The following is a 19,988-nucleotide window of genomic DNA, read 5'->3' as shown; positions in this document are numbered from 1 at the left end:
GCCGGTCAGACAGCCCTCTTCAGCCAGGATCTCCATGCACACTGCTCTCTCCCGTCCCGGGGGCCGCGCCGCCGCGGTCATCACTGCCCTCCTCGTCACCGGCGCCAGCCTCGTCGCCTGCTCCGCGCCCGCGGCCGAGAACGCGAGCACGGACCCCGCCGCGAACGGCGCCGGTGCTGCCGGCTTCCCCGTCACGATCACGTCCGCCCTGGGCGACGCGGTGATCCCCGAGAAGCCCGAGCGCATCGCGACATGGGGCTGGTCGGCGCAGGACGCGGTGCTCGCTCTCGGCGTCGTCCCGGTCGCCATGCCCGCCTTCGCCTACGGCGGCGTCGACGGCGTGCTCCCGTGGGATACCGATGCGATCGAGGACCTCGGCGGCGAGACCCCCACGCTCCTGACGGGCGGCGACACGGGCGAGCCGAACATCGAAGAGTTCGTCGAAGCCCGCCCCGACGTCATCCTCGCGCCCTACTCGGGGCTGACGCAGGAGCAGTACGACGCGCTCAGCAAGGTGGCCCCCGTCGTCGCCTACCCCGACCAGCGCTGGGCGACCTCGTGGGAGGACCAGACCGCGATCGTCGGCCAGGCGCTGGGCCTGACGGACGCGGCCGCCGACCTGGTCGCCCAGGTCGACGCCGACATCGCCGACCTCGCGGCGCAGTATCCGGCGCTCGCAGACACATCGTTCGCCTACGGAGCGAACAACCAGCCCGAGATCTTCAACGTCTTCCGCGATGACGACCCGCGCGTACAGCTGCTCACCCAGCTGGGCATGACGGTCGCCCCCTCGGTCGAGACGCTTGCCCCCGACGACGACAGCTACTTCTACCAGCTCGGCTTCGAGAACCTGAACGCCCTCGAGTCCGACGTGCTCGTGGCCTACTTCGGCACACAGTCAGACGTCGACGCCTTCGTCGCCGACCCGCTCGTTGCCGCCATGCCGCAGGTGAAGGAGGACCGCTTCGCCCCGATCGTCGGCGAGTCGTTCGTCATGGCCTCGAGCGCGCCCACGGTGCTGTCGATCCCGTGGATGCTGGACCAGTACGTCCCGCAGCTCGCCGCCGTCGCCGAGCGTGTCGGCTGACACCCTCGCGCTTCCCCGGGGCAGTGGCCGCTCGCCGCGGTCGCTGCCCCGTCGGCGCGTCTGGGCAGGGGCAGCGATCGCGCTCGCGCTCACGGGCGTCGTGGTCGCGAGCCTCGCGATCGGCACGTCCGACATCCCCCTCGGCACCGTCTGGCACGCGCTCACGGCCTACGATCCCGCCGATCCCGAGCACATCGCGATCATCCAGAAACGTTTGCCACGCACGATCGTCGGCATCATCGTCGGCGCGGCGCTCGGACTGTCGGGCACCCTCGCCCAGGGGGTGACCCGGAACCCGCTCGCCGACCCCGGCATCCTCGGCGTCAACCAGGGCGCCGCCCTCGCGGTCGTCGCAGCCATCACGGTCTTCGGTGCGACCGGGCCGAGCTCGTATCTCTGGTTCGCGATCGTCGGCGCGGCGATGGCCGCCGCCATCGTCTGGGTGCTGTCGTCGCGAGGTCGCGACGGGGCCACCCCGGGCAAGCTGGCCCTCGCGGGAGCGGCCGTGTCCGCGGCGCTGTTCTCGCTCGTGTCGGCGGTGCTCATCGTCAGCCGTGAGGCGCTCGACGCCATGCGCTTCTGGCAGGTCGGCGCCCTGGCCGGGCGTGGTCTCGACGTGCTCGTTCCGGTGCTGCCGGTCCTGATCGTCGCGGCCGCCGTCGCGCTGGCGTCGGCTCGGACGCTGAACCTCTTCGCCCTCGGCGATGAGACCGCCGCGGCCCTCGGCCTGCGGGTGAACCGCGCGCGCCTGCTTCTGGCGATCGCACTGGTCGTGCTCGCAGCCGGCGCCACGGCGGTCGCGGGTCCCATCGCCTTCGTCGGCCTGATCGTGCCCCACACCGTGCGCAGCATCGCGGGCCCGGACTACCGGTGGATCCTGCTCTTCGCAGCGCCGACCGCCGCCGTCCTCCTCGTCGCGGCGGACGTCGTCGCCCGGATCGTCGCGCGACCGGGAGAGCTGCAGGTCGGCATCGTGGTCGCGGCGGTCGGGGCACCGTTCTTCATCGCGCTCGTGCGGCGGGGTCGGATGGCGGGGCTGTGACGCCCGCGCCGGCCGCGATGCCCGCGGCTCTGACGCAACCGCTCCGTCGAGCATCTGCTCGCCGGGTCGCGATCGTCTCGGGGGGCGCCGCCGTCGCCGTCGCCGTCCTGTTCGCGGTGGCGCTGCTGCTGGGACCGGCGGCGCTCTCGCCGGCAGAGGTCGTCGAGGCGATCACAGGCCGCGCCCAGCCGGTCGTCTCGCTCGTCGTCTGGGAGCTGCGGATGCCGCGCGCCCTCGCTGCCGTCGTCGTCGGCGCCTGCCTCGGCGCCGCGGGGGCCGTCTTCCAGTCGGTCCTGCGCAACCCGCTCGCGAGCCCCGACGTGCTGGGGGTCACGGCGTCCGCCGGAACCGTCGGCGTGGCCGCCGTGCTCGGTCTCGGTGTCAGTGGGATCGCGCTGACCGGTCTCGTCGCCGGTGGGTCGGTCGTCGCCGCGGCGCTCATCGGCGTCCTGGCCTGGAACCGCGGGCTGCACGGCTTGAGGCTCATCCTCGTCGGCGTCGGGTTCTCCGCCTTCGCCACGGCGCTGACGGGAACCGTGCTGACCCGCGCGGTGATCCGCGACGTGAGCGTCGCGTACACCTGGCTCGTCGGCAGTCTGGGCGGCTCGTCGTGGAGCGTCGTGGGCACGAGCGGGGTCGTCGCGGTCATCGCGTTCGCCCTGCTGGCTCTGCAGGTGCGGGGGCTACGCGGGCTCGAACTCGACGACGCGACAGCCGCGGCCCTGGGCGTGCGGGTGCAGCGGGTCCGCGTCGGTGTGCTGCTCACCGCCGTCGTTCTCGCCGCGATCGCCGTCGGGGCGAGCGGACCGATCGGGTTCGTCGCCCTGATGGCGCCGCAGATCGCGCGACGCCTCGTGGGGCCGGGATCGATCTCGCTGGTCGCCTCGGCGGCCACCGGCGCCGCTCTCGTCAGCGCGGCCGACCTGATCGCGCTGTACGCCGTTCCCGGCATCCCCTTTCCCGTCGGGGTCGTGACGGGAGCGATCGGCGCTCCCTACCTCGCCTGGCTGCTCACGCGCTCCGACCCCACCCGACCGGGAGGCACCCGATGACCACCGCCGACCACCGACTCAGCGCCGAGGCGATCACGCTCGGCTACGACGGAGTCACGATCGTCGACGGCCTGTCGCTCGCCGTGCCGCCCGGGCGGATCACCGTGATCGTCGGGGCGAACGCCTGCGGAAAGTCGACGCTGCTCCGGGCTCTGGCCCGGCTGCTCACGCCCGCCACGGGCGCGATCCTGCTGGACGGCGCCGACATCCGTTCGCGGCCGACCGCGGAGGTCGCGCGCGTGCTGGGGCTGCTGCCGCAATCGCCGGTCGCGCCGGAATCGATCCTCGTGGCCGACCTCATCGCCCGCGGACGGTACCCGCACCAGAGCTGGCTGCGGCGACGCGCATCCGAAGACGATGCGATCGTCGACGCTGCGATGCGCACGGCGGGGGTCGCCGAGCTCGCCGACCGTTCCGTCGACACCCTCTCGGGCGGTCAACGTCAGCGCGTCTGGATCGCGATGGCCCTGGCGCAGCAGACCGATGTCATGCTGCTCGACGAACCGACGACCTACCTCGACATCAGCCACCAGATAGACGTGCTCGACCTGCTCGTCGACCTCAACCACGAGCGCGGCACGACGATCGTGATGGTGCTGCACGAGCTGTCGCTCGCGTGCCGTTACGCCGACCATCTCGTCGCGATGTCAGGCGGGCGCATCGTCGCGGAGGGTGCTCCCGTCGATGTCGTGACGGCAGACCTCGTGCGCGAGGTCTTCGGCATCGACGCGATCGTCATCCCCGACCCCGCTTCCGGGGCGCCGCTCGTCTCTCCCCTCAGTCGCCACCACCGCGCCTGACGACCTGCCGCCTCGCTCCGCCCGGGGTCGACTCGCCACGGATTGCGGATGAGGGAGCGTCAGCATCCGCCGTTCCTGGCGACTCGACGGAGGGCAGGAGAGGGGACCGGGGCCGGGCTGGATGACGCTGCGTGACGGGGTGTGAAGCCGGGTGTCGGGGTCTTCCGCTGTGTGACGGGGGCGCGCGCCGGCCGAGCCCATGGTCGCGAGCCTGGGACGCATGCCTCTTCTCCGCACCTGTTCCCGCGCCCGCTCACGTGCGCATCGCGTCACCGCGCCGGCCGCACTGATCGCCGGCGCGGCCGCCGGCGCCCTCCTCCTCTCCGCCTGCAGCTCGACCACCGCCGGCACGAGCCCCTCTCCGTCCGGTGAGCCCGCGTCGGGCGGCACGCTGACCTTCGCGATCTCCGTCGACAGTCAGTGCATCGACCCCCAGCAGGTCGGCAACAACGACGCGATCGCGATCGCCCGCCAGACGGTCGCGTCGCTGACCACGCAGGACTCCGAGACGGGCGAAATCCTGCCCTGGCTCGCCGAGGACTACGAGGTCAACGCCGACGCCACGAGCTTCACGTTCACGCTGCGCGACGGGGCGACCTACGCCGACGGGGCGCCGATCGACGCCGCCTCGGTGAAGACGAACTTCGAGGCGATCCAGGCACTCGGCGCGAAGGCTCCGCTCGGGTCGTCGTACCTCGCCGACCTCGCGAGCATCGACGTCGTCGACGCCAGCACCGTGACGATCGCGTTCTCGCGTCCGAGCGCGCAGTTCCTGCAGGCGACGTCGACGTTCAGCCTCGGGCTGCTCTCCCCCGCGACCGCCGCGGTGAGCCAGGCCGACCGCTGTCTCGGCGACTACGTCGGTTCGGGCCCATTCTCGGTCGAGAGCTACACCCCGAACCAGGGCGCGACGCTCGTGCGTCGGGAGGGCTACGACTGGGGCCCCGCGACCAACGAGCACACCGGCGAGGCCTACCTCGACGCGATCGAGTACGTCGTCGTTCCCGAGGCCGGCAACCGCACCGGCAGCCTGCAGTCGGGGCAGATCGACGCGACCACCGGCATCTCGGCGACCGACGCCGTGCTCTTCGAGGGCGATGGCTTCTGGAGCGAGAACCGCGCCAACCCCGGCGTCGTCTACAACCTCTACGCGAATCAGTCGACGCCCAAGCTCGCCGACCCCGACGTGCGCCTGGCCATCCAGAAGGGCATCGACCGCGGAGAGATCACCGCGACCCTGCTCGGACCCGACGACAAGCCGGCGGTGTCGCCGCTCGCCTCGTCGACGCCGTACTTCACCGACCTGAGCGACGTGCTCGAATACGACCCGGATGCCGCGGGCGACCTGCTCGACGAGGCCGGATGGACGATCGGCGCCGACGGCATCCGCGAGAAGGACGGCGAGAAGCTCAGCTTCCTCGTCACGTACTGGCAGTCGCCCAAGGAGGTGCTCGAGCTCGTCCAGCAGCAGCTGCGCGCGATCGGCGTCGACCTGCAGCTGAAGTTCGCCAGCATCGCCGACTCGCAGGCGGCATCGGCCGACGGCACCTACGACTTCGTCTACGGCAACCTGACCCGGTCCGACCCCGACGTGCTGCGCACCGTCTTCACGGCCGACAACCCGACCGGGAACACCCGGCGCACGACGCGCACCGCCGTCGACGATCTGCTCGACGAGCAGTCGGCGATCACGGATGCCGCACAGCGTCAGACGGTCGTCGACGATGCGGCGCGCGCGCTCATCACCGAGGGCATCACGATCCCGATCTACGAGCTCTCGACCACCATCACCGCGTCGTCGAAGGTGCAGGGTCTCACGTTCGAGGCGTCGAGCCGTCTCGACTTCTACGACGCCTGGATCGCCGAGTAAGCGCGCCGAACGGACGGGGACCGGATCATCATGTGGCTGACATACATCGCGCGACGCGTCGGACAGGGCCTGGTCGTGCTCTGGGCGGCGTACACGATCTCGTTCCTCGTCCTGTACCTGCTGCCCGGTGACGCCTCCGCATTGTTCGCGGGCGGGGCCGACCAGGAAGCGGTCGACCCCGAGCTCGTGGCGCGGTTGCGCGCCGAGCTCGGGCTCGACCGGCCCCTGTGGGAGCAGTACCTCACGGCGCTCGGCCGGGCCCTGGTCGGCGACTTCGGCACCTCGACGCAGACCGGTCGTCCCGCCGCCGATCTGCTCGGTGAGGCGCTGCCTCCGACGCTCGCCCTGACCGGCTTCGCATTCGTCCTGTCGATCGTCCTCGGCGCGGTCCTCGCCCTCGCGGCCTCGCTCACGCGCACCGCGTGGCTGCGCAACCTGCTGTTCTCGCTCCCGCCGATCGGCGTCTCCATCCCGGTGTTCTGGATCGGGCTCCTGCTGCTGCAGGCGTTCTCGTTCCAGCTGCGCCTGTTCCCGGCGATGGGTGACGACGGCTTCGTGAGTCTCGTGCTGCCCGCCGTGACGATCGCGATCCCCTCGGGGGCGTTCATCGCGCAGCTGCTCTCGCGCAGCCTGCGCTCGACCCTCGCGCAGCCCTACGTCGAGGTCGTCCGCGCGAAGGGCGCCGGCGAGGCCCGCGTGCAGTTCGGTCACGCGCTGCGCAACGCCGTCATCCCCACCCTGACGATGGGCGGCGTCCTCGTGGGCGGGTTGCTCTCGGGCGCCGTCGTGACCGAGACCGTCTTCTCGCGGTTGGGCATCGGGCGCCTGGTGGTGACCGCCGTGAACAACCGCGACGTCCCGGTCGTGCAGATCGTCGTGGTGTTCGCCGCCCTCGTCTTCGTCGTCGCCAACCTGCTCGTCGATCTCGTCTACCCGCTCGTCGACCGCCGCATCACGCTCGCCCGCACGGCGTTCATCGCCGCCTGAGCCGGAGGAACCATGGCCATCACCCTCGACGCCCCCGCGCGTCCGACCGACCCCGCCGACCCCGCCCGTCCGGAGCCCGGCAGCGGCCGTCGACCGACTCGTGGCGGAGCGGATCGGGCACGCGCCGCGCGCGGCATCCGCTCGTTCCTGCGCCAACCGACGCTCGTGCTCGCTGTCGCCGTGCTCGGCCTGGTCGTGCTGTGGGCCGTGGCGCCGACCTGGTTCACCTCGTGGGATCCGATCGAGGGCGTCGCGCGCGACCGGCTGCAGCCGCCGTCGGCCGCGCACCTCTTCGGCACCGACAACCTCGGGCGCGATCTGTTCGCCCGGGTCGTGCACGGCTCGGCCACCTCGCTCGCCGCGACGAGCGTCGCCGTCGCCGTCGGGCTCACGGTGGGCTCGGTGTTCGGGCTGCTCGCCGGCTTCCTGCGCGGATTCGTCGACGACGCGATCATGCGCTTCATGGATGTCCTGCTGGCGATCCCGAGCCTGCTGCTCTCGCTCGCCCTCATCACGGCACTGGGCTTCGGGACGATCAACGTCGCGATCGCGGTCGGACTCGCGAGCGTCGCGTCGTTCTCACGCGTCATGCGCGCCGAGGTGCTGCAGGTCGCGACGGCGGTGTACGTCGAAGCAGCCCGGGTGTCGGGCGTGCGGTGGTACACGATCCTGGCGCGCCACGTGCTGCCGAACGCGTCGGGACCGGTCGTCGCCCTCGCCGCCCTCGAGTTCGGCGTCATGGTGCTGGCGATCTCGTCGCTGTCGTTCCTCGGGTTCGGCGCACCGCCGCCGACGCCCGAGTGGGGATCGCTCGTGTCGGGCGGCCGCGACTACCTCGCGGTGGCCTGGTGGCTCACGACGCTGCCCGGGCTCGTGATCGTCGCCGTCGTGCTCTCGGCCAACCGCATCTCACGCGCTCTTGAACGCAACGGAGGAACCCGATGACCGCTCCGCGCACCCCCCTGCTCGAGGTCGACGGGCTGGCCGTGTCGTACACGGTCGACGGTGAGACGCGACCCGCCGTGACGGACGTGTCGTTCTCGGTCGACCGAGGAGAGGTCGTCGCCATCGTCGGCGAGTCCGGTTCGGGCAAGAGCACGACCGCGCACGCCGTCATCCACCTGCTCGCACGCAACGCCCGCGTCGACGCCGGCGCCATCCGGTTCGACGGCGAAGACCTGACCGGGCTCTCGTCCCGGGCGTGGCGCGCGGTGCGCGGTCGCAGGATCGGCCTGATCCCACAGGACCCGGGGACGAGCCTGAACCCGGTGAAGCGCGTGGGCCGGCAGGTCGGCGAGCCGCTCGTGATCCACGGGCTCGCCTCGCGTCGCGCCGCCGACCGGCAGGCGGTGGAGCTGCTCGGACTCGCCGGCATCCCCGAGCCCGAGGCCCGGGCGCAGCAGTTCCCGCACCAGTTCTCGGGCGGGATGCGGCAGCGCGCTCTCATCGCTGCGGCGCTCGCGGCCGAGCCGCAGCTCGTGATCGCCGACGAGCCGACGAGCGCCCTCGACGTCACGGTGCAGAAGCAGATCCTCGACCACATCGACACGCTCGCCGACACCCTCGGCACCGCGGTGCTGCTCATCACACATGACCTCGGCGTCGCCGCCGACCGGGCCGACCGCATCATCGTGATGCAGCACGGACGCATCGTCGAGCAGGGGTCGTCGAGCGCCGTGCTCGCCGACCCCCGGCATCCCTACACGCGCGCGCTCATCGCGGCGGCACCGGGACTGCGGGCGACGGATGTGCGGCCCGTGACGGCCGTGACGGCCGAGACGATCGAGCCGCACGCGAGCCGGCCGTCCGCTCCGCTCCTCGAGGTCTCCGGGCTGCGCAAGGAGTTCGCGCTCCCCGGCCGTCGCCGCCTCGTCGCCGTCGACGACGTGTCGTTCACGGTCGGGCGGGGCGAGACCCTCGCGGTCGTGGGCGAGTCGGGGTCGGGCAAGAGCACGACCGCACGGCTGGCCCTGCGACTCGAGCAGCCCACGGCCGGCGGCATCCGTTTCGACGGCGTGGATCTCGTGACGGCCGGGCGCGAGCAGCTGCGGTCGCTCCGTCGGCGGTTCCAGCTCGTCTACCAGAGCCCGTACGCCTCGCTCGACCCGCGGTTCACGATCGCGGACGTCATCGACGAGCCGCTGCGCGCGTTCGGCATCGGTGACCGGGAACGGCGGGCGGCGCGCGTCCGGGAGCTGCTCGATCGCGTCGCACTGCCCGCCGACACCGCGCGGCGCCGACCGGCCGAGCTGTCGGGCGGGCAGCGCCAGCGCGTCGCGATCGCGCGCGCTCTGGCGACCGACCCCGACCTGGTGGTCCTCGACGAGGCGGTCTCGGCCCTTGACGTGTCGGTGCAGGCGCAGATCCTCGACCTTCTCGTCGAGCTGCAGCAGCAGCTCGGGGTGTCGTACCTCTTCATCAGCCACGATCTCGCGGTCGTGCGCGAGATCTCGGACCGCGTCGCGGTGATGCAGAAGGGGCGCGTCGTCGAGCAGGGGGCGACCGCCACGGTGCTGACGTACCCGCGCGAGGAGTACACGCGCCGCCTGATCAACGCCATCCCCGGACGCGCACGAGAGGCCGTCGCATGAGCGGAGCACCGGGGCTCGCCGAGCAGACGACCGAGCTGCTGCAGCAGCTGATCCGCAACGCCGCGGTCAACGACGGCACCCCCGACTCGGGGCAGGAGTGGCGCCAGGTGCGCACGCTGCAGGAGTTCTTCGCCGGCTCCGGCGTCGAAGGCGTCGTCGTCGAACCGCATCCGGGACGTCAGTCGCTGATCGTCCGGATCGAGGGCACCGACCGCGGCGCTCCGTCGCTCGCGCTCGTCGGCCACACGGATGTCGTGCCCGTCGAGCCGGCCGGCTGGGAGCGTGATCCGTTCGGAGCCGAGATCGTCGACGGTGTGCTGTGGGGACGCGGAGCGATCGACATGCTCAACCTCACCGCGGCCTACGCCGTCGTCACCCGGGCGATCGCGACGAGCGGCTTCCGACCGCGCGGCGACCTCGTGTTCGCGGCCGTGGCCGACGAGGAGAGCGGCAGCAGGTTCGGTGTCGGCTGGCTCACCGAGCACCGGCTCGACCTCATCGACGCCGACTACGTCCTGACCGAGTCGGGCGGCGCGCACGCCGGCTCGACACCGTCGCTCGGAGTCATGGTGGGAGAGAAGGGCGGAGCCGGCCGCCTGCTGCGGGCGCGGGGCGTGCCGGGGCACGGATCCGCGCCGTGGGGGACCCGCAACGCCGGCGTGATCGCAGCGGAGGCGGTGACGCGGCTCGCGCGCTTCCGCGGTCCGACGGTCATCACCCCGCAGTGGCGCGCGTATGCCGATGCCCTCGACCTCGACCCCGACGTCGGCGCGGCGGTGACCGACCCTGCCCGGTTCTTCGACGGCGTCGACGCGCTCGGCGAGCTGAACGGATTCGCACACGCCTCGACCCACACGACCATCTCGCCCAACGTGGTCCGCGCGGGCGACAAGGCGAACGTCATCCCCGGCGAGGCGACCGTGCAGCTCGACATCCGGATCCTGCCGGGCGTGACACCCGACGACGTGCACGGCTACCTGCGTGAGGCGCTCGGTGACCTGCTCGAGCACATCGAGATCGAGGGCGACTGGTTCGGCGAGTCGACGATCTCGCCGACCGACACCCCGCTGTTCGCCGCGCTCGGCAGCGCCGTGCGCCGGGCCTACCCGCAGGCGGAGCTGCTTCCGATGCTCGGCATCGGCGGCACCGACGGCCGGTTCTACCGGCGGCGCGGCATTCCGGCCTACGGGTTCGGGGTGCTCAGCGAACGCTGGGACTACGGCACCTTCCGCCGGCTGTTCCACGGCCACAACGAGCGCATCGACCTCGCCTCGCTCGACCTCACCGTCCACGCGCTCGACCACGTCGTGCGCACCTTCCACGATCAGGAGAACACATGAGCACGACGACCGATGACCGCATCCCCGGCGGCACGATCGACCGCGCGGCCTTCGGTCGCGACTGGGAGACCTGGCACCGCGAGCACGAGGCGCGGCGGGCCGACCCCCACGGCTTCCTCGCGGTGACGGGGCTGCACTGGCTCGGCGATGCCGCCGTCACGCTGCCCGACGCACCCGGCACGTGGACGCTCGGACCGGGCGGGCCGGTCGTGAGCCTGGCAGACGGCGAGACGCTCGAGCTCGACGGCGAGACGCTGCGCGGCGAGCACGCCTTCGGTGAGATCCCCGAGCGCGGCGGCGTGAACCTCGGCTTCGTCGACGGCGACGTCACCGGGGTGATCGAGCTCGCGCAGCGGGGCGGTCACACGATCGTGCGTCCGCGGCGCCCCGACCATCCCTTCCTGGCGTCGTACACCGGCACACCCACGTACGTTCCCAATCCGCGCTGGCGGGTCGCGGCGCGGTTCCGGGCGTTCGACGAGCCCCGTCCGACCACGGTGGGCGCGGCCGTCGACGGGCTCACCCACGTGTACGACGCTCCGGGCGTGCTGGAGTTCGAGTGGCGCAGTGAGACGTTCTCGCTAACCGCTTTCCCGGGGCATGCCGAGCCGGGAAGCCTGCTCGTCCTGTTCACCGACGCGACGAGCGGACTCACGACCTATGCCGCCAACCGGTCGGTCTCGGTCGCGGCGCCCGACGCCGACGGCTCGACGGTCATCGACTTCAACCGCGCCGTGAACCTGCCGTGCGCCTACACCGACCACGCGACGTGCCCCCTGCCGCCGGCGGAGAACCGGTTGCCGATCGGCATCGAGGCGGGCGAGAAGACGCCGCTGGCCCGCGTGAGCGCCGTCGCTGAGGTGTCGCGATGAGGTTCCAGCTGCTCGACATCGTGCCCTACCGCCCCGATCCCGTCACCGGCCACCAGGTGTCGCCGGCCGACCGGTTCGCCGAGACCGTCGAGCAGGCGGTCCGGGCAGAGGAATGGGGGCTCGACGCCGTCGCCGTGGGCGAACGCCACGCGGGCCACTTCATCTCGTCCTCGCCGACCGTGCTGCTCGCGGCGATCGCGGCGCGCACCAGCCGCATCCGCCTCAACTCGGGCGTCACCGTGCTGTCGGTCCTCGATCCCGTTCGGGTCGCCGAGGATTACGCGACGATCGATCAGCTCTCGCGCGGCCGCCTGGACATCACGATCGGAAAGGGGAACGAGGTCGCGCAGTTCCCGCTGTTCGGACTCGACATCGACGATCAGTGGGAGCTGCTGGCCGACAAGTACGCGCTCCTGCGCACCCTCTGGCGCCACGAGGGCGTGTCGTGGGCGGGCTCGCCCTACACGCGACCGCTGACGGAAGTCACGACGCTCCCCCGCCCGTTCGCCGGTGCGCCGCGGGTCTGGCACGGCTCGGCGACCACCCTGTTCTCGGCGGCGCTGGCCGCGCAGTACGGCGATCCGCTGTTCAGCGCGAACGCCATCCAACCGCTCGAGAACTACGGCGTGCTCGTCGACCACTACCGCGCCGAGTTCGCCCGGCACGGGCACGATCCCCGCGGCGCCTTCGTCGGCGCCGGGTCGGGCGCGCTCTTCATCGCCGACACCACCCAGGAGGCCGTCGCGGCCTACGGCCCGGTGTACAACGCGCTCGTCGCCGCGACGAACGTACCGGGCAACAACACCCCGTTCCGCGACATCGAGCACGCCGTCGCCGACGGGCCGGCCCTCGTCGGCACGCCGCAGCAGGTGATCGACAAGATCGCACGTTTCCACGGTCGGCTGGGGCACGACCTGCAGTCAATCAGCCTGCCTACGACGGTGCCCTTCCCGCGCCAGCTGGAGATCCTGCATCGCTTCGCCACAGAGGTCGCCCCGGTGCTTCGGCGCGAGCTGCCGACAGACCTGTGGACCGAGCGCGACCCCGCCGCGGATCGGGCGCGGGCCGCCGCCGCCGACCAGGTGGCCGTGCCCGCGTGAGTTCCCGGGCGGCGCTGTGGGCGTGCCTGGCGGCCGGCTTCGCGACGCTGTTCGACGCGACCGTCATCACGTACGCGGCGCCGGATGTCGCGGCATCCCTCGACGCGTCGACCGCCGGCGTGCAGTGGCTGCTCGCGTCGTTCTCCCTCACCTTCGGCCTGGGGCTGATTCCCTCGGGCCGACTGGGCGACGTGTACGGGCGGCGCCGGCTGTTCGTGCTCGGCCTGGCGGTCTTCCTGGTCGGCGGGCTCGTGGCGGTGACGGCTCCATCGATCGGGCTGTTGGTGGCGGCCCGCTTCGTCCAGGGCCTGGGTGCGGGTGTCATCAGTGCGCAGGTGCTGGGCACCGTCCAGGACCTGTTCACCGGCTCCGCCCGCTTGCGCGCCCTCGGTGCCTACACGGCGACCGGGGCCTTCGCGGGACTGCTCGGGCCGGTCGCGGCGGCTCTCGTATCGGATGCCGCACCGCCGGGCGGCGCTTGGCGCATCGTGCTGCTGATGCCCCTGCCGTTCGTGATCGCGGCGCTCGCGCTCGGGGCGCGCGGGCTTCCCGGGCCGATCCGCGAGGCACGCCCCGAGAGGCGCCGAGTCGCCTTGGACCTGCCCGGCATCGCTCTGCTCTGCGCGATCGTCGTGGCAGCCACCCTGCCGGTCGTCGAGCCGGGCCTGTCGGGCGTCGCCGGGATGGGGGTCGCGGCCGCCGCCGGCGTGCTGACCCTGGCCCTGATCGGGTGGGAGCGTCACTACGCCCGGCGGGGACGTCTCCCGCTGTTCGCGCCGGCACTCGTGCGCTCGAGCGGATTCGTCGCGGGCAACGTGTCGGCCCTGCTGTGGTTCGGGAGCGGTATGGCCTTCGCATCGGCGGTGACCCTGTACTTCCTGCAGCAGCCCGGGCTCACACCGATCGCGATCGCCCTGCTCTTCGCGCCGGGGGCGGTGGCCAGACTCGTGGCCTCCCTGCTGAGCCAGCGCGTGTTCGCGAGGATCGGCGCGACGGCCGTGGCGCTCGGGCTGACGATCCAGCTCCTGCTGCTCGCGACGATCGCGGTCAGCGCACCGCTCGTCGACGACGGCCCGCTGCTCGTGATCGCGGCCGCGGCGCAGATCGGTCTCGGGTTCGCCGGCGGGCTGGTCGAGCCGCCGATCCGCGCGCTCACGCTGTCGTTCGCGTCGACGCGACTGCACGGTGTCGCCGCATCCTTCCTGCAGCTGACGCAGCGGCTGGCGGCGACGTTCCTGGTGGCGCTGACGACCGGCATCCTGCTGACCGCCGGCGGCCAGGCGACGGCCGGTTCGCTGCAGGCCGCGGTCGCGGTCTGCGCCCTCGCGAGCGCCCTGTCGCTCGCGGCCGCGCTGCATCCCGCGCTCCGCGGCGACGCGACGCCACCCCATCCCGCCCTCGCCCCGTGACCCGCTCCCCTCACCACCCCGTCGAGTCGCCAGGAACGGCGGATGCGGCGGGGCCAGGATCCGCAGTTCGTGGCGAGTCGACGGGGGGTGGAAAGGGCGGGCGGGCGGGGGTCAGGCGCTGACGGTGACGAGGACGCGCTGCCAGCCGCTCGAGCCGTCGGGCGCGATCGGCGCACGCTCCTCGGTCTGCGTGTCGCCGTTCTTGTTGACGGCGCGCACCTCGACGTAGTGCGTGCCGGCCTCGGCCTGCCACTCGAGCACCCACTGAACCCAGGTGTCGGCGTTGATGGGGGTCGAGAGCGTCGCGGCCTGCCAGTCGCCGTCGTCGATGCGCACCTCGACGCGCTCGATGCCGACGGTCTGCGCCCATGCCATGCCCGCGACGGCGACGGTTCCGGCGGCGACCGGGGTGCCGACGCGCGGGGTGTCGATGCGCGACGAGAACTTGATCGGCGCCTCCGCCGCGTAGCCGCGCGGCGTCCAGTACGCCTCATCCGCCTCGAACGTGGTGACCTTGAGCTCGGTGACCCATTTCGTGGCGGAGACGTAGCCGTACAGGCCCGGGACGACCATGCGCACCGGGAAGCCGTGCTCGAGCGGCAGCGGCTCGCCGTTCATCGCGACGGCGAAGATCGCGTCGCGCGAGTCGTCGGTGAGGGCGTCGAGCGGGGTCGATGCCGTGTAGCCGTCGACGCTGGTCGAGAGCACCATGTCGGCGCCCGACTGCGGGCCTGCCATGCGCAGGATGTCGCGGATCGGCACGCCCTGCCAGATCGCATTGCCCACGAGGCCGCCGCCGACCTCATTGGAGACGCAGGTGAGGGTCACCGCGTACTCGTCGAGCCCCATGCCGACGAGATCGTCGAAGCTCAGCTCGACCCGCTGGTCGACCATGCCGTCGATGACCAGGCGCCAGGTGGTGGGGTCGACCGTGGGCACGGTGAGCGCGGTGTCGACGCGGTAGAAGTCGGCGTTCGGGGTGATGAGCGGCGAGATGCCCTCGACGTCGAGCTCAGCGCCCTCGGGGATCGTGACGGTCGAGCGCGGCTCGGGCAGCGCCAGCTCACGGCGCAGCGCGTCGATCGAAGCGGTCGTGGCGTTCAACAGGCGCGCGCCGACGCCGACGACGACGGCCGCGAGCCCGACCCCGCCGGTCGCGATCAGGAACGAGCGGCGGCCGAGACCGCGCTGCTCCGCGACGGGCGTCGCCGGAGTGTCGGCGTCGACCGCCCCCGGCTCGCCGGCCCACCGACGCAGGCGCGTGATGAGGAGGACGAGCACGAACGCCCCGACGAGCATGCCGACGACGGGCGGCACGAACGCGAGGGGGCTCGCGCCGGTGCGCGTCACGATCGCGGCGGTCGAGAGCACCCCGGCGAGGCCGATGACGACGAGCCCGAAGGGGCGCGCGAAGAACTGCAGGATGCCGGCGATCGCGGCGGCGACGACGACGGCGAGACCCAGGCTGCCGAGCAGCACGATCTTGTCCGCCGAGCCGAAGGCCGAGATCGCGAACTCCTTGAGGGGCTGCGGCACGATGTCGATCACGAACGCGCCGACGGCGAGGATCGGGCTGCTCTCGCGCGCGACGAGGAGCGCGATCAGCTCGGCGACAGCCAGGAACGCGGCGGCGCTGACGACGCCGGCGAGTGCGCTCCACAGGCCCCAGACCCAGCGGCGGGTCTTCGCCGTATTCGCTGGTGCGGTTGATTTCGCCATCGCTGTCGCCTCTCGATCGGCAGATCACTCCTACCGTGCTTAGTGTGTTCGTCGCCGAGCCCGCAACGGATGGATATCCGCAGCCGATGGTGCTGCGAGAACGCACCGGGGTCGGCCGCGAGCCTCAGAGGGCCTTCGCGAAGCAGCGCGAGAAGTCGTACTCGGTGTACGGGGCGTAGATCGGGATCGGTGTGTAGCCGAGACGTTCGTACAGCACGACGGCGTCGTGCTGGCGGTCGCCGGTCTGCAGGATGACGCGCGACGCACCCCGGTCGCGCGCGATGCGCTCGAGCTCGGCGAGCAGCGCCCGACTGGCGCCGAGGCCCCGCGCCCGCTGGTGCACGAACACGCGCTTGATCTCGAGGTCGCGGGTGCCGTCGTGCGCGAGGTCGCGCAGCGCGCCGTGGCCGACGGCCGTGCCCGCGGCATCCGTCACGAGCACCGTCGCCACGATCGTCGCGGGGTCGATCGCGAACGCGCGAGCGGACCGGGCGGCGGCCTCGGGGTCGGCGTCGTCGAACCGGTCGGCGTAGCGCGGCCCGACCTCGCGGTCCATCTCGGCGCGGAGCGCGACGGCGCGCGCGTCGGCGTAGTCGACCTCCTCCAGCAGCCAGGTCGGCGCCGGACCGGTGGTGGCGGAGGGCGCCGCAGCGAGCGGTTCGAGGTCGTATCCGAAGGCGAGCAGCTCGATGAAGCGGCCGGGCTCGACCTCGATCCGCCCCTCGCGCTCGGTGAGCCGCGTGAAGCCGAGCTTGGCGTACAGCGCGTGCGCCGCGGTCATCTCGGGTCCGCTGTTCATGACGACGCGGTGCGAACCGCGCTCGCGGGCCAGCTCGATCACGTGCCGCGTGAGCGCCTCGCCGACGCCCCGCCCCCGCGCCTCGGGGGCGACGGCGAGCTGACGGAAGTCGGTCTCGCCGGGCTGCGCGATGTCGGCGAGCGGCCGGTTGGGCCGGGCGACCCACACCGTCCCGAGGAGGTCGCCCGCGGCGGCATCCACGGCCACCCACACGTCTCCGCTCTGCACGCGGACCGCGACGTCGCGCAGCGAGGCGAGGTAGTGCCCGGAGAGCCCGCCGTAACTGTGCTGGTAGGCACGAGCGGTCAGCTCGCCCGCCCGATCGAACTCCTCGGTGCGGACGAGCCGAATGGTGAGCGCTGTCGCGGTCGATGTCACGATGCGACGCTACCTCTCACCGCGACCCGCTCAGGACTTCGGGAGTCCGGCAGGGTTGATCTCGCTCTTCTCGACGCGCTCCGACTCGAGGCCCCAGGTCTCGAGGACCTCGTCGTACTGACCGCCCTCGATGATGGCGTTCAGGGCGATCGACACGGGCTCGATCAGCCCGTTGCCCTTCGCGGTCGCGGCGGCGATGTTGGCGGTCTGCGGCCAGCCGCCCGGCACCAGGCCGACGAGCTTCGTGTCGCCCGTCTCGCGGGCGGACCACGCCGCCGTGGCGTTGGGCCCGAAGGTGGCGTCGACGCGTCCCGACTGCAGCGCGAGCACCGCGGCGGCGTTGTCGTCGTAGTACTGCAGCTCAGCGGGAGCCTCGCCGGCGGCCTCGAGCTCCTCGTTCCAGGCGAGCAGCACCTGCTCCTGGTTCGTGCCCGAGCCGACGACGATCTTCAGACCGGAGATGTCGGCGGCCTGCTCGATCGTGTCGATGTCGCTGTCGGCGCGGACGTAGAAGCCGAGCAGGTCCTCGCGGTAGCTCGCGAAGTCGTAGAGCTCCTTGCGCTCTTCCGTGACCGTGACGTTCGAGGTGATGAGGTCGTACTTGCCCGACTGGATGCCGAGGGGCCAGTCGGCCCACGCGACGACGACGGGGTTGTACTCGAGGCCCAGCGCCTCGGCGACGAGCGAGCCGATGTTCGGCTCGGTGCCGGCGGCCTCGGTCTCGCCCTCGGGGATGTAGCCGAGGGGCGGCAGATAGGCGGAGTGCGCGACGGTCAGCTTGCCCTCCTCGACGGGGGTGAACCCGCTCGCCTCGAGGGCGGCGACGGCCTCGGCGACGGGCTCGTCGAGGTGCACCCAGTGGATGTCGTCGGTCGCGACGTTCGCGGTCGTGGCCGCCGGGGCGGCGGCTTCGGCCTCGGCGGGCCGGTTGAGGTTGACCGCGGTGACGATGCCGCCGACGATCGCGGCGACCGCGACGACGCCAAGTCCGGCGGCGATGCCCTGCTTCTTGCTGATGGCCATGCTGTGGATCTCTCTCGAAAGGGTGGGGTGCGGATGGAGCGGGATGGAGGGGAGCTCAGGCGAGGACCTTGGCGAGGAACTCCTGCACACGCGGGTGCTTCGGGGTCACGAGCACCTCGGCGGGCGGACCCTGCTCGATGACCCGGCCGCCGTCGAGGAAGACGACGCGGTCGGCGACCTCGCGGGCGAAGCCGATCTCGTGGGTCACGATGATGAGGGTCGTTCCGAGCTGAGCGAGGTCTCGGATGACGTCGAGCACCTCGCCGACGAGCTCGGGATCGAGCGCGCTCGTCGGCTCGTCGAACAGGATCACCTTCGGTTTCAGCGCCAGCGCCCGCGCGATCGCGACGCGCTGCTGCTGGCCGCCCGAGAGCTGCCGCGGGTAGTGACCGGCCTTGTCGCCGAGCCCCACCCGGTCGAGGAGGCCGAGGGCGAGCTCGCGAGCGTCGTCCTTCGACAATCGGCCGAGGGCGATGGGCGCCTCGGTGACGTTCTCGAGCGCCGTGAGATGCGGGAAGAGGTTGAAGTTCTGGAAGACGATGCCGATCTGGGTGCGGCGTTCGAGCACCGCCTTCTCGCGCAGCTCGTAGAGCTTCCCGTTCCGCTGCTCGTATCCGATGAGCTCGCCGTCGACGGTGACCGAGCCGCGGTCGACCGTCTCGAGGTGGTTGATCGTGCGCAGCAGCGTGGACTTTCCCGAGCCGCTGGCGCCGAGGATCGCGACGACCTCGCCCGGCTCGACGGTGAGGTCGATGCCGCCGAGCACCTCGACCCCGCCGTAGCTCTTGTGGACGTTGTGGATCTCGACGAGGCCGCGGCTCATGATTCTCCTCCGGGGGTGGCACGCGTGCTGACCGGTGGCGCGTCGGCCCCCGGAAGCGGGCGGGGCGCCGGTGCGTCGTCGCCCAACCGGGCCCACTGCACCGCGATCCAATGACGCGCCTTCTGCAGCGGGGTCGGCGGCAGCACACGCACAGCGCCGCGGGCATAGTGCCGCTCGATGTAGTACTGCAGGATGCTGAGGACGGTGGTGATGATCGTGTACCAGACCACCGCGACGAGCAGCAGCGGGATGACGCGACTGTTGCGGTTGTAGATCACCTGCACCGCGTAGAAGAGCTCGGGGATCGCGATGACGAACAGCACCGAGGTCCCCTTGACGAGCCCGATGACCTCGTTGGTCGCGTTGGGGATGATCGACCGCATCGCCTGCGGCAGCACGATCCGGCTGAGTCGGCGACGCGGCGGGATGCCGAGGGCGGCGGCCGCCTCGAGCTGGCCCTGGTCGACCGAGAGCAGGCCGCCGCGGATGATCTCGGCGGAGTAGGCCGCCTGGTGCAGGCTCAGGCCGAGCACGCCCGCCGCGAAGGCGCTGATGAGCTGCACCGTCGGGAACTCGACGATCCAGAAGTCGGTCGTGAAGGGTGTGCCGAGTCCGAGCGTCGGGTACAGGTAGCCGAGGTTGTACCAGACGACCAGCTGCACGACGAGGGGGACCGAGCGGAAGAACCAGATGAAGCCCCACGCCGCGGCATTGAGCAGCGGCGACTTGGCGAGCCGCGCGAGCGCGAGCACCGTGCCGAGCAGGAATCCGATCGTCGCCGAGACGGCGGTGTAGACCAGGGTGAGGCCGAGGCCCTGCAGCACCGGGTCGGAGAAGAAGTACTGCGCGAAGTAGTCCCACTCGTAGTTCTCGTTCGTCACGAGCGACCACACGAACTGGGCCACGACGAACACGACGATCGCGGCGATGGCCCACCGGAACCAGTGGCGCGTGCGGACGACCGGGATGTCGCCGAGGTCGACGGGCGCCGATGCGGGGACGGCGTCGCCGGCGCGGTCGACGCGCGGGACGGTGTCGGTCATGCGGATCTCCTCGGGACGTCGCGGGAGCAGCGGCTGCTGCGGATCGCACGACA

17 protein-coding genes are annotated in these 19,988 nt (G+C 71.9%); 12 read left to right on the top strand and 5 right to left on the bottom strand.

The window, feature by feature from the left end; translation table 11 throughout:
* Window positions 1-34 precede the first annotated feature (34 nt).
* From BLT21_RS09780 to BLT21_RS09725, 12 genes are all read left to right on the top strand, one after another.
* Window positions 35-1,087 carry an iron-siderophore ABC transporter substrate-binding protein gene (locus BLT21_RS09780; protein ID WP_091501503.1) on the top strand — a complete coding sequence of 351 codons (1,053 nt, stop codon included), beginning with the start codon at window positions 35-37 and terminating at the stop codon, window positions 1,085-1,087.
* Window positions 1,077-2,129, top strand: a complete 1,053-nt coding sequence (locus BLT21_RS09775) for a FecCD family ABC transporter permease (RefSeq protein ID WP_091501501.1) — start codon at window positions 1,077-1,079, stop codon at window positions 2,127-2,129. Before BLT21_RS09780 ends, BLT21_RS09775 begins: the two co-directional genes overlap by 11 nt.
* The gene (locus tag BLT21_RS09770; RefSeq protein ID WP_256336014.1) at window positions 2,126-3,181 is read left to right on the top strand and encodes a FecCD family ABC transporter permease; all 1,056 of its coding nucleotides are present in this window, start codon (window positions 2,126-2,128) and stop codon (window positions 3,179-3,181) included. The genes BLT21_RS09775 and BLT21_RS09770 overlap by 4 nt, the downstream gene beginning before the upstream one ends.
* On the top strand, window positions 3,178-3,981 hold the full coding sequence (locus BLT21_RS09765; RefSeq protein ID WP_091501498.1) for an ABC transporter ATP-binding protein: 804 nt from the start codon (window positions 3,178-3,180) through the stop codon (window positions 3,979-3,981). Before BLT21_RS09770 ends, BLT21_RS09765 begins: the two co-directional genes overlap by 4 nt.
* A 220-nt stretch (window positions 3,982-4,201) precedes the next feature.
* A complete protein-coding gene (locus BLT21_RS09760; protein ID WP_256336013.1) occupies window positions 4,202-5,851 on the top strand; it encodes an ABC transporter substrate-binding protein in 1,650 nt (549 codons plus the stop codon).
* A gap of 30 nt (window positions 5,852-5,881) precedes the next feature.
* Window positions 5,882-6,838, top strand: a complete 957-nt coding sequence (locus BLT21_RS09755) for an ABC transporter permease (protein WP_091501494.1) — start codon at window positions 5,882-5,884, stop codon at window positions 6,836-6,838.
* A 12-nt stretch (window positions 6,839-6,850) separates the two neighbouring features.
* Window positions 6,851-7,783: an ABC transporter permease gene (locus tag BLT21_RS09750; protein ID WP_091501492.1), complete on the top strand. Its 933-nt coding sequence runs from the start codon at window positions 6,851-6,853 to the stop codon at window positions 7,781-7,783.
* On the top strand, window positions 7,780-9,429 hold the full coding sequence (locus BLT21_RS09745) for a dipeptide ABC transporter ATP-binding protein (RefSeq protein WP_091501490.1): 1,650 nt from the start codon (window positions 7,780-7,782) through the stop codon (window positions 9,427-9,429). The genes BLT21_RS09750 and BLT21_RS09745 overlap by 4 nt, the downstream gene beginning before the upstream one ends.
* Complete coding sequence (locus BLT21_RS09740; RefSeq protein ID WP_091501488.1) at window positions 9,426-10,769, top strand: M20/M25/M40 family metallo-hydrolase; 1,344 nt, start codon at window positions 9,426-9,428, stop codon at window positions 10,767-10,769. Before BLT21_RS09745 ends, BLT21_RS09740 begins: the two co-directional genes overlap by 4 nt.
* Complete coding sequence (locus BLT21_RS09735) at window positions 10,766-11,641, top strand: DUF1684 domain-containing protein (RefSeq protein ID WP_091501486.1); 876 nt, start codon at window positions 10,766-10,768, stop codon at window positions 11,639-11,641. Before BLT21_RS09740 ends, BLT21_RS09735 begins: the two co-directional genes overlap by 4 nt.
* Entirely contained in the window at window positions 11,638-12,741 is a 1,104-nt protein-coding gene (locus tag BLT21_RS09730) for an LLM class flavin-dependent oxidoreductase (RefSeq protein WP_091501484.1), read from the top strand. Before BLT21_RS09735 ends, BLT21_RS09730 begins: the two co-directional genes overlap by 4 nt.
* Window positions 12,738-14,150 carry an MFS transporter gene (locus tag BLT21_RS09725; RefSeq protein ID WP_176786867.1) on the top strand — a complete coding sequence of 471 codons (1,413 nt, stop codon included), beginning with the start codon at window positions 12,738-12,740 and terminating at the stop codon, window positions 14,148-14,150. Before BLT21_RS09730 ends, BLT21_RS09725 begins: the two co-directional genes overlap by 4 nt.
* 111 nt (window positions 14,151-14,261) lie before the next feature.
* Here BLT21_RS09725 and BLT21_RS09720 read toward each other — a convergent pair whose 3' ends face one another.
* The 5 genes from BLT21_RS09720 to BLT21_RS09695 all read right to left on the bottom strand — a co-directional run bounded on the left by BLT21_RS09720 (window position 14,262) and on the right by BLT21_RS09695 (window position 19,935).
* Window positions 14,262-15,869, bottom strand: a complete 1,608-nt coding sequence (locus tag BLT21_RS09720; protein WP_091501480.1) for a molybdopterin-dependent oxidoreductase — start codon at window positions 15,867-15,869, stop codon at window positions 14,262-14,264.
* A 124-nt stretch (window positions 15,870-15,993) separates the two neighbouring features.
* On the bottom strand, window positions 15,994-17,046 hold the full coding sequence (locus tag BLT21_RS15855; RefSeq protein ID WP_256336012.1) for a GNAT family N-acetyltransferase: 1,053 nt from the start codon (window positions 17,044-17,046) through the stop codon (window positions 15,994-15,996).
* A gap of 30 nt (window positions 17,047-17,076) precedes the next feature.
* Window positions 17,077-18,069, bottom strand: coding sequence for an ABC transporter substrate-binding protein (locus BLT21_RS09705; protein ID WP_091501478.1), 993 nt, complete (start codon window positions 18,067-18,069; stop codon window positions 17,077-17,079).
* 55 nt (window positions 18,070-18,124) lie between these two features.
* Window positions 18,125-18,892, bottom strand: coding sequence for an amino acid ABC transporter ATP-binding protein (locus BLT21_RS09700; protein ID WP_091501476.1), 768 nt, complete (start codon window positions 18,890-18,892; stop codon window positions 18,125-18,127).
* Window positions 18,889-19,935 (bottom strand): amino acid ABC transporter permease, encoded by a 1,047-nt coding sequence (locus tag BLT21_RS09695; RefSeq protein ID WP_091501474.1) that lies wholly within the window; start codon window positions 19,933-19,935, stop codon window positions 18,889-18,891. Before BLT21_RS09695 ends, BLT21_RS09700 begins: the two co-directional genes overlap by 4 nt.
* Window positions 19,936-19,988: the final 53 nt, after the last annotated feature.

Origin of the sequence: Microbacterium sp. cf332 (assembly GCF_900102175.1) — a bacterium.
Taxonomy (GTDB): domain Bacteria; phylum Actinomycetota; class Actinomycetes; order Actinomycetales; family Microbacteriaceae; genus Microbacterium.
The sequence above is the reverse complement of the archived record's forward strand: the minus strand, read 5'-3'. Positions and strand labels throughout refer to the sequence as shown.

What these genes read in the sequence shown, in the direction of transcription:
- BLT21_RS09720 (WP_091501480.1), bottom strand. Translation starts at nt 15,869, where the DNA reads ATGGCGAAATCAACCGCACCAGCGAATACGGCGAAGACCCGCCGCTGG.
- BLT21_RS09730 (WP_091501484.1), top strand. Translation starts at nt 11,638, where the DNA reads ATGAGGTTCCAGCTGCTCGACATCGTGCCCTACCGCCCCGATCCCGTC.
- BLT21_RS09745 (WP_091501490.1), top strand. Translation starts at nt 7,780, where the DNA reads ATGACCGCTCCGCGCACCCCCCTGCTCGAGGTCGACGGGCTGGCCGTG.
- BLT21_RS09740 (WP_091501488.1), top strand. Translation starts at nt 9,426, where the DNA reads ATGAGCGGAGCACCGGGGCTCGCCGAGCAGACGACCGAGCTGCTGCAG.
- BLT21_RS09755 (WP_091501494.1), top strand. Translation starts at nt 5,882, where the DNA reads ATGTGGCTGACATACATCGCGCGACGCGTCGGACAGGGCCTGGTCGTG.
- BLT21_RS09765 (WP_091501498.1), top strand. Translation starts at nt 3,178, where the DNA reads ATGACCACCGCCGACCACCGACTCAGCGCCGAGGCGATCACGCTCGGC.
- BLT21_RS09735 (WP_091501486.1), top strand. Translation starts at nt 10,766, where the DNA reads ATGAGCACGACGACCGATGACCGCATCCCCGGCGGCACGATCGACCGC.
- BLT21_RS09750 (WP_091501492.1), top strand. Translation starts at nt 6,851, where the DNA reads ATGGCCATCACCCTCGACGCCCCCGCGCGTCCGACCGACCCCGCCGAC.
- BLT21_RS09705 (WP_091501478.1), bottom strand. Translation starts at nt 18,069, where the DNA reads ATGGCCATCAGCAAGAAGCAGGGCATCGCCGCCGGACTTGGCGTCGTC.
- BLT21_RS09700 (WP_091501476.1), bottom strand. Translation starts at nt 18,892, where the DNA reads ATGAGCCGCGGCCTCGTCGAGATCCACAACGTCCACAAGAGCTACGGC.
- BLT21_RS09780 (WP_091501503.1), top strand. Translation starts at nt 35, where the DNA reads ATGCACACTGCTCTCTCCCGTCCCGGGGGCCGCGCCGCCGCGGTCATC.
- BLT21_RS09695 (WP_091501474.1), bottom strand. Translation starts at nt 19,935, where the DNA reads ATGACCGACACCGTCCCGCGCGTCGACCGCGCCGGCGACGCCGTCCCC.
- BLT21_RS09760 (WP_256336013.1), top strand. Translation starts at nt 4,202, where the DNA reads ATGCCTCTTCTCCGCACCTGTTCCCGCGCCCGCTCACGTGCGCATCGC.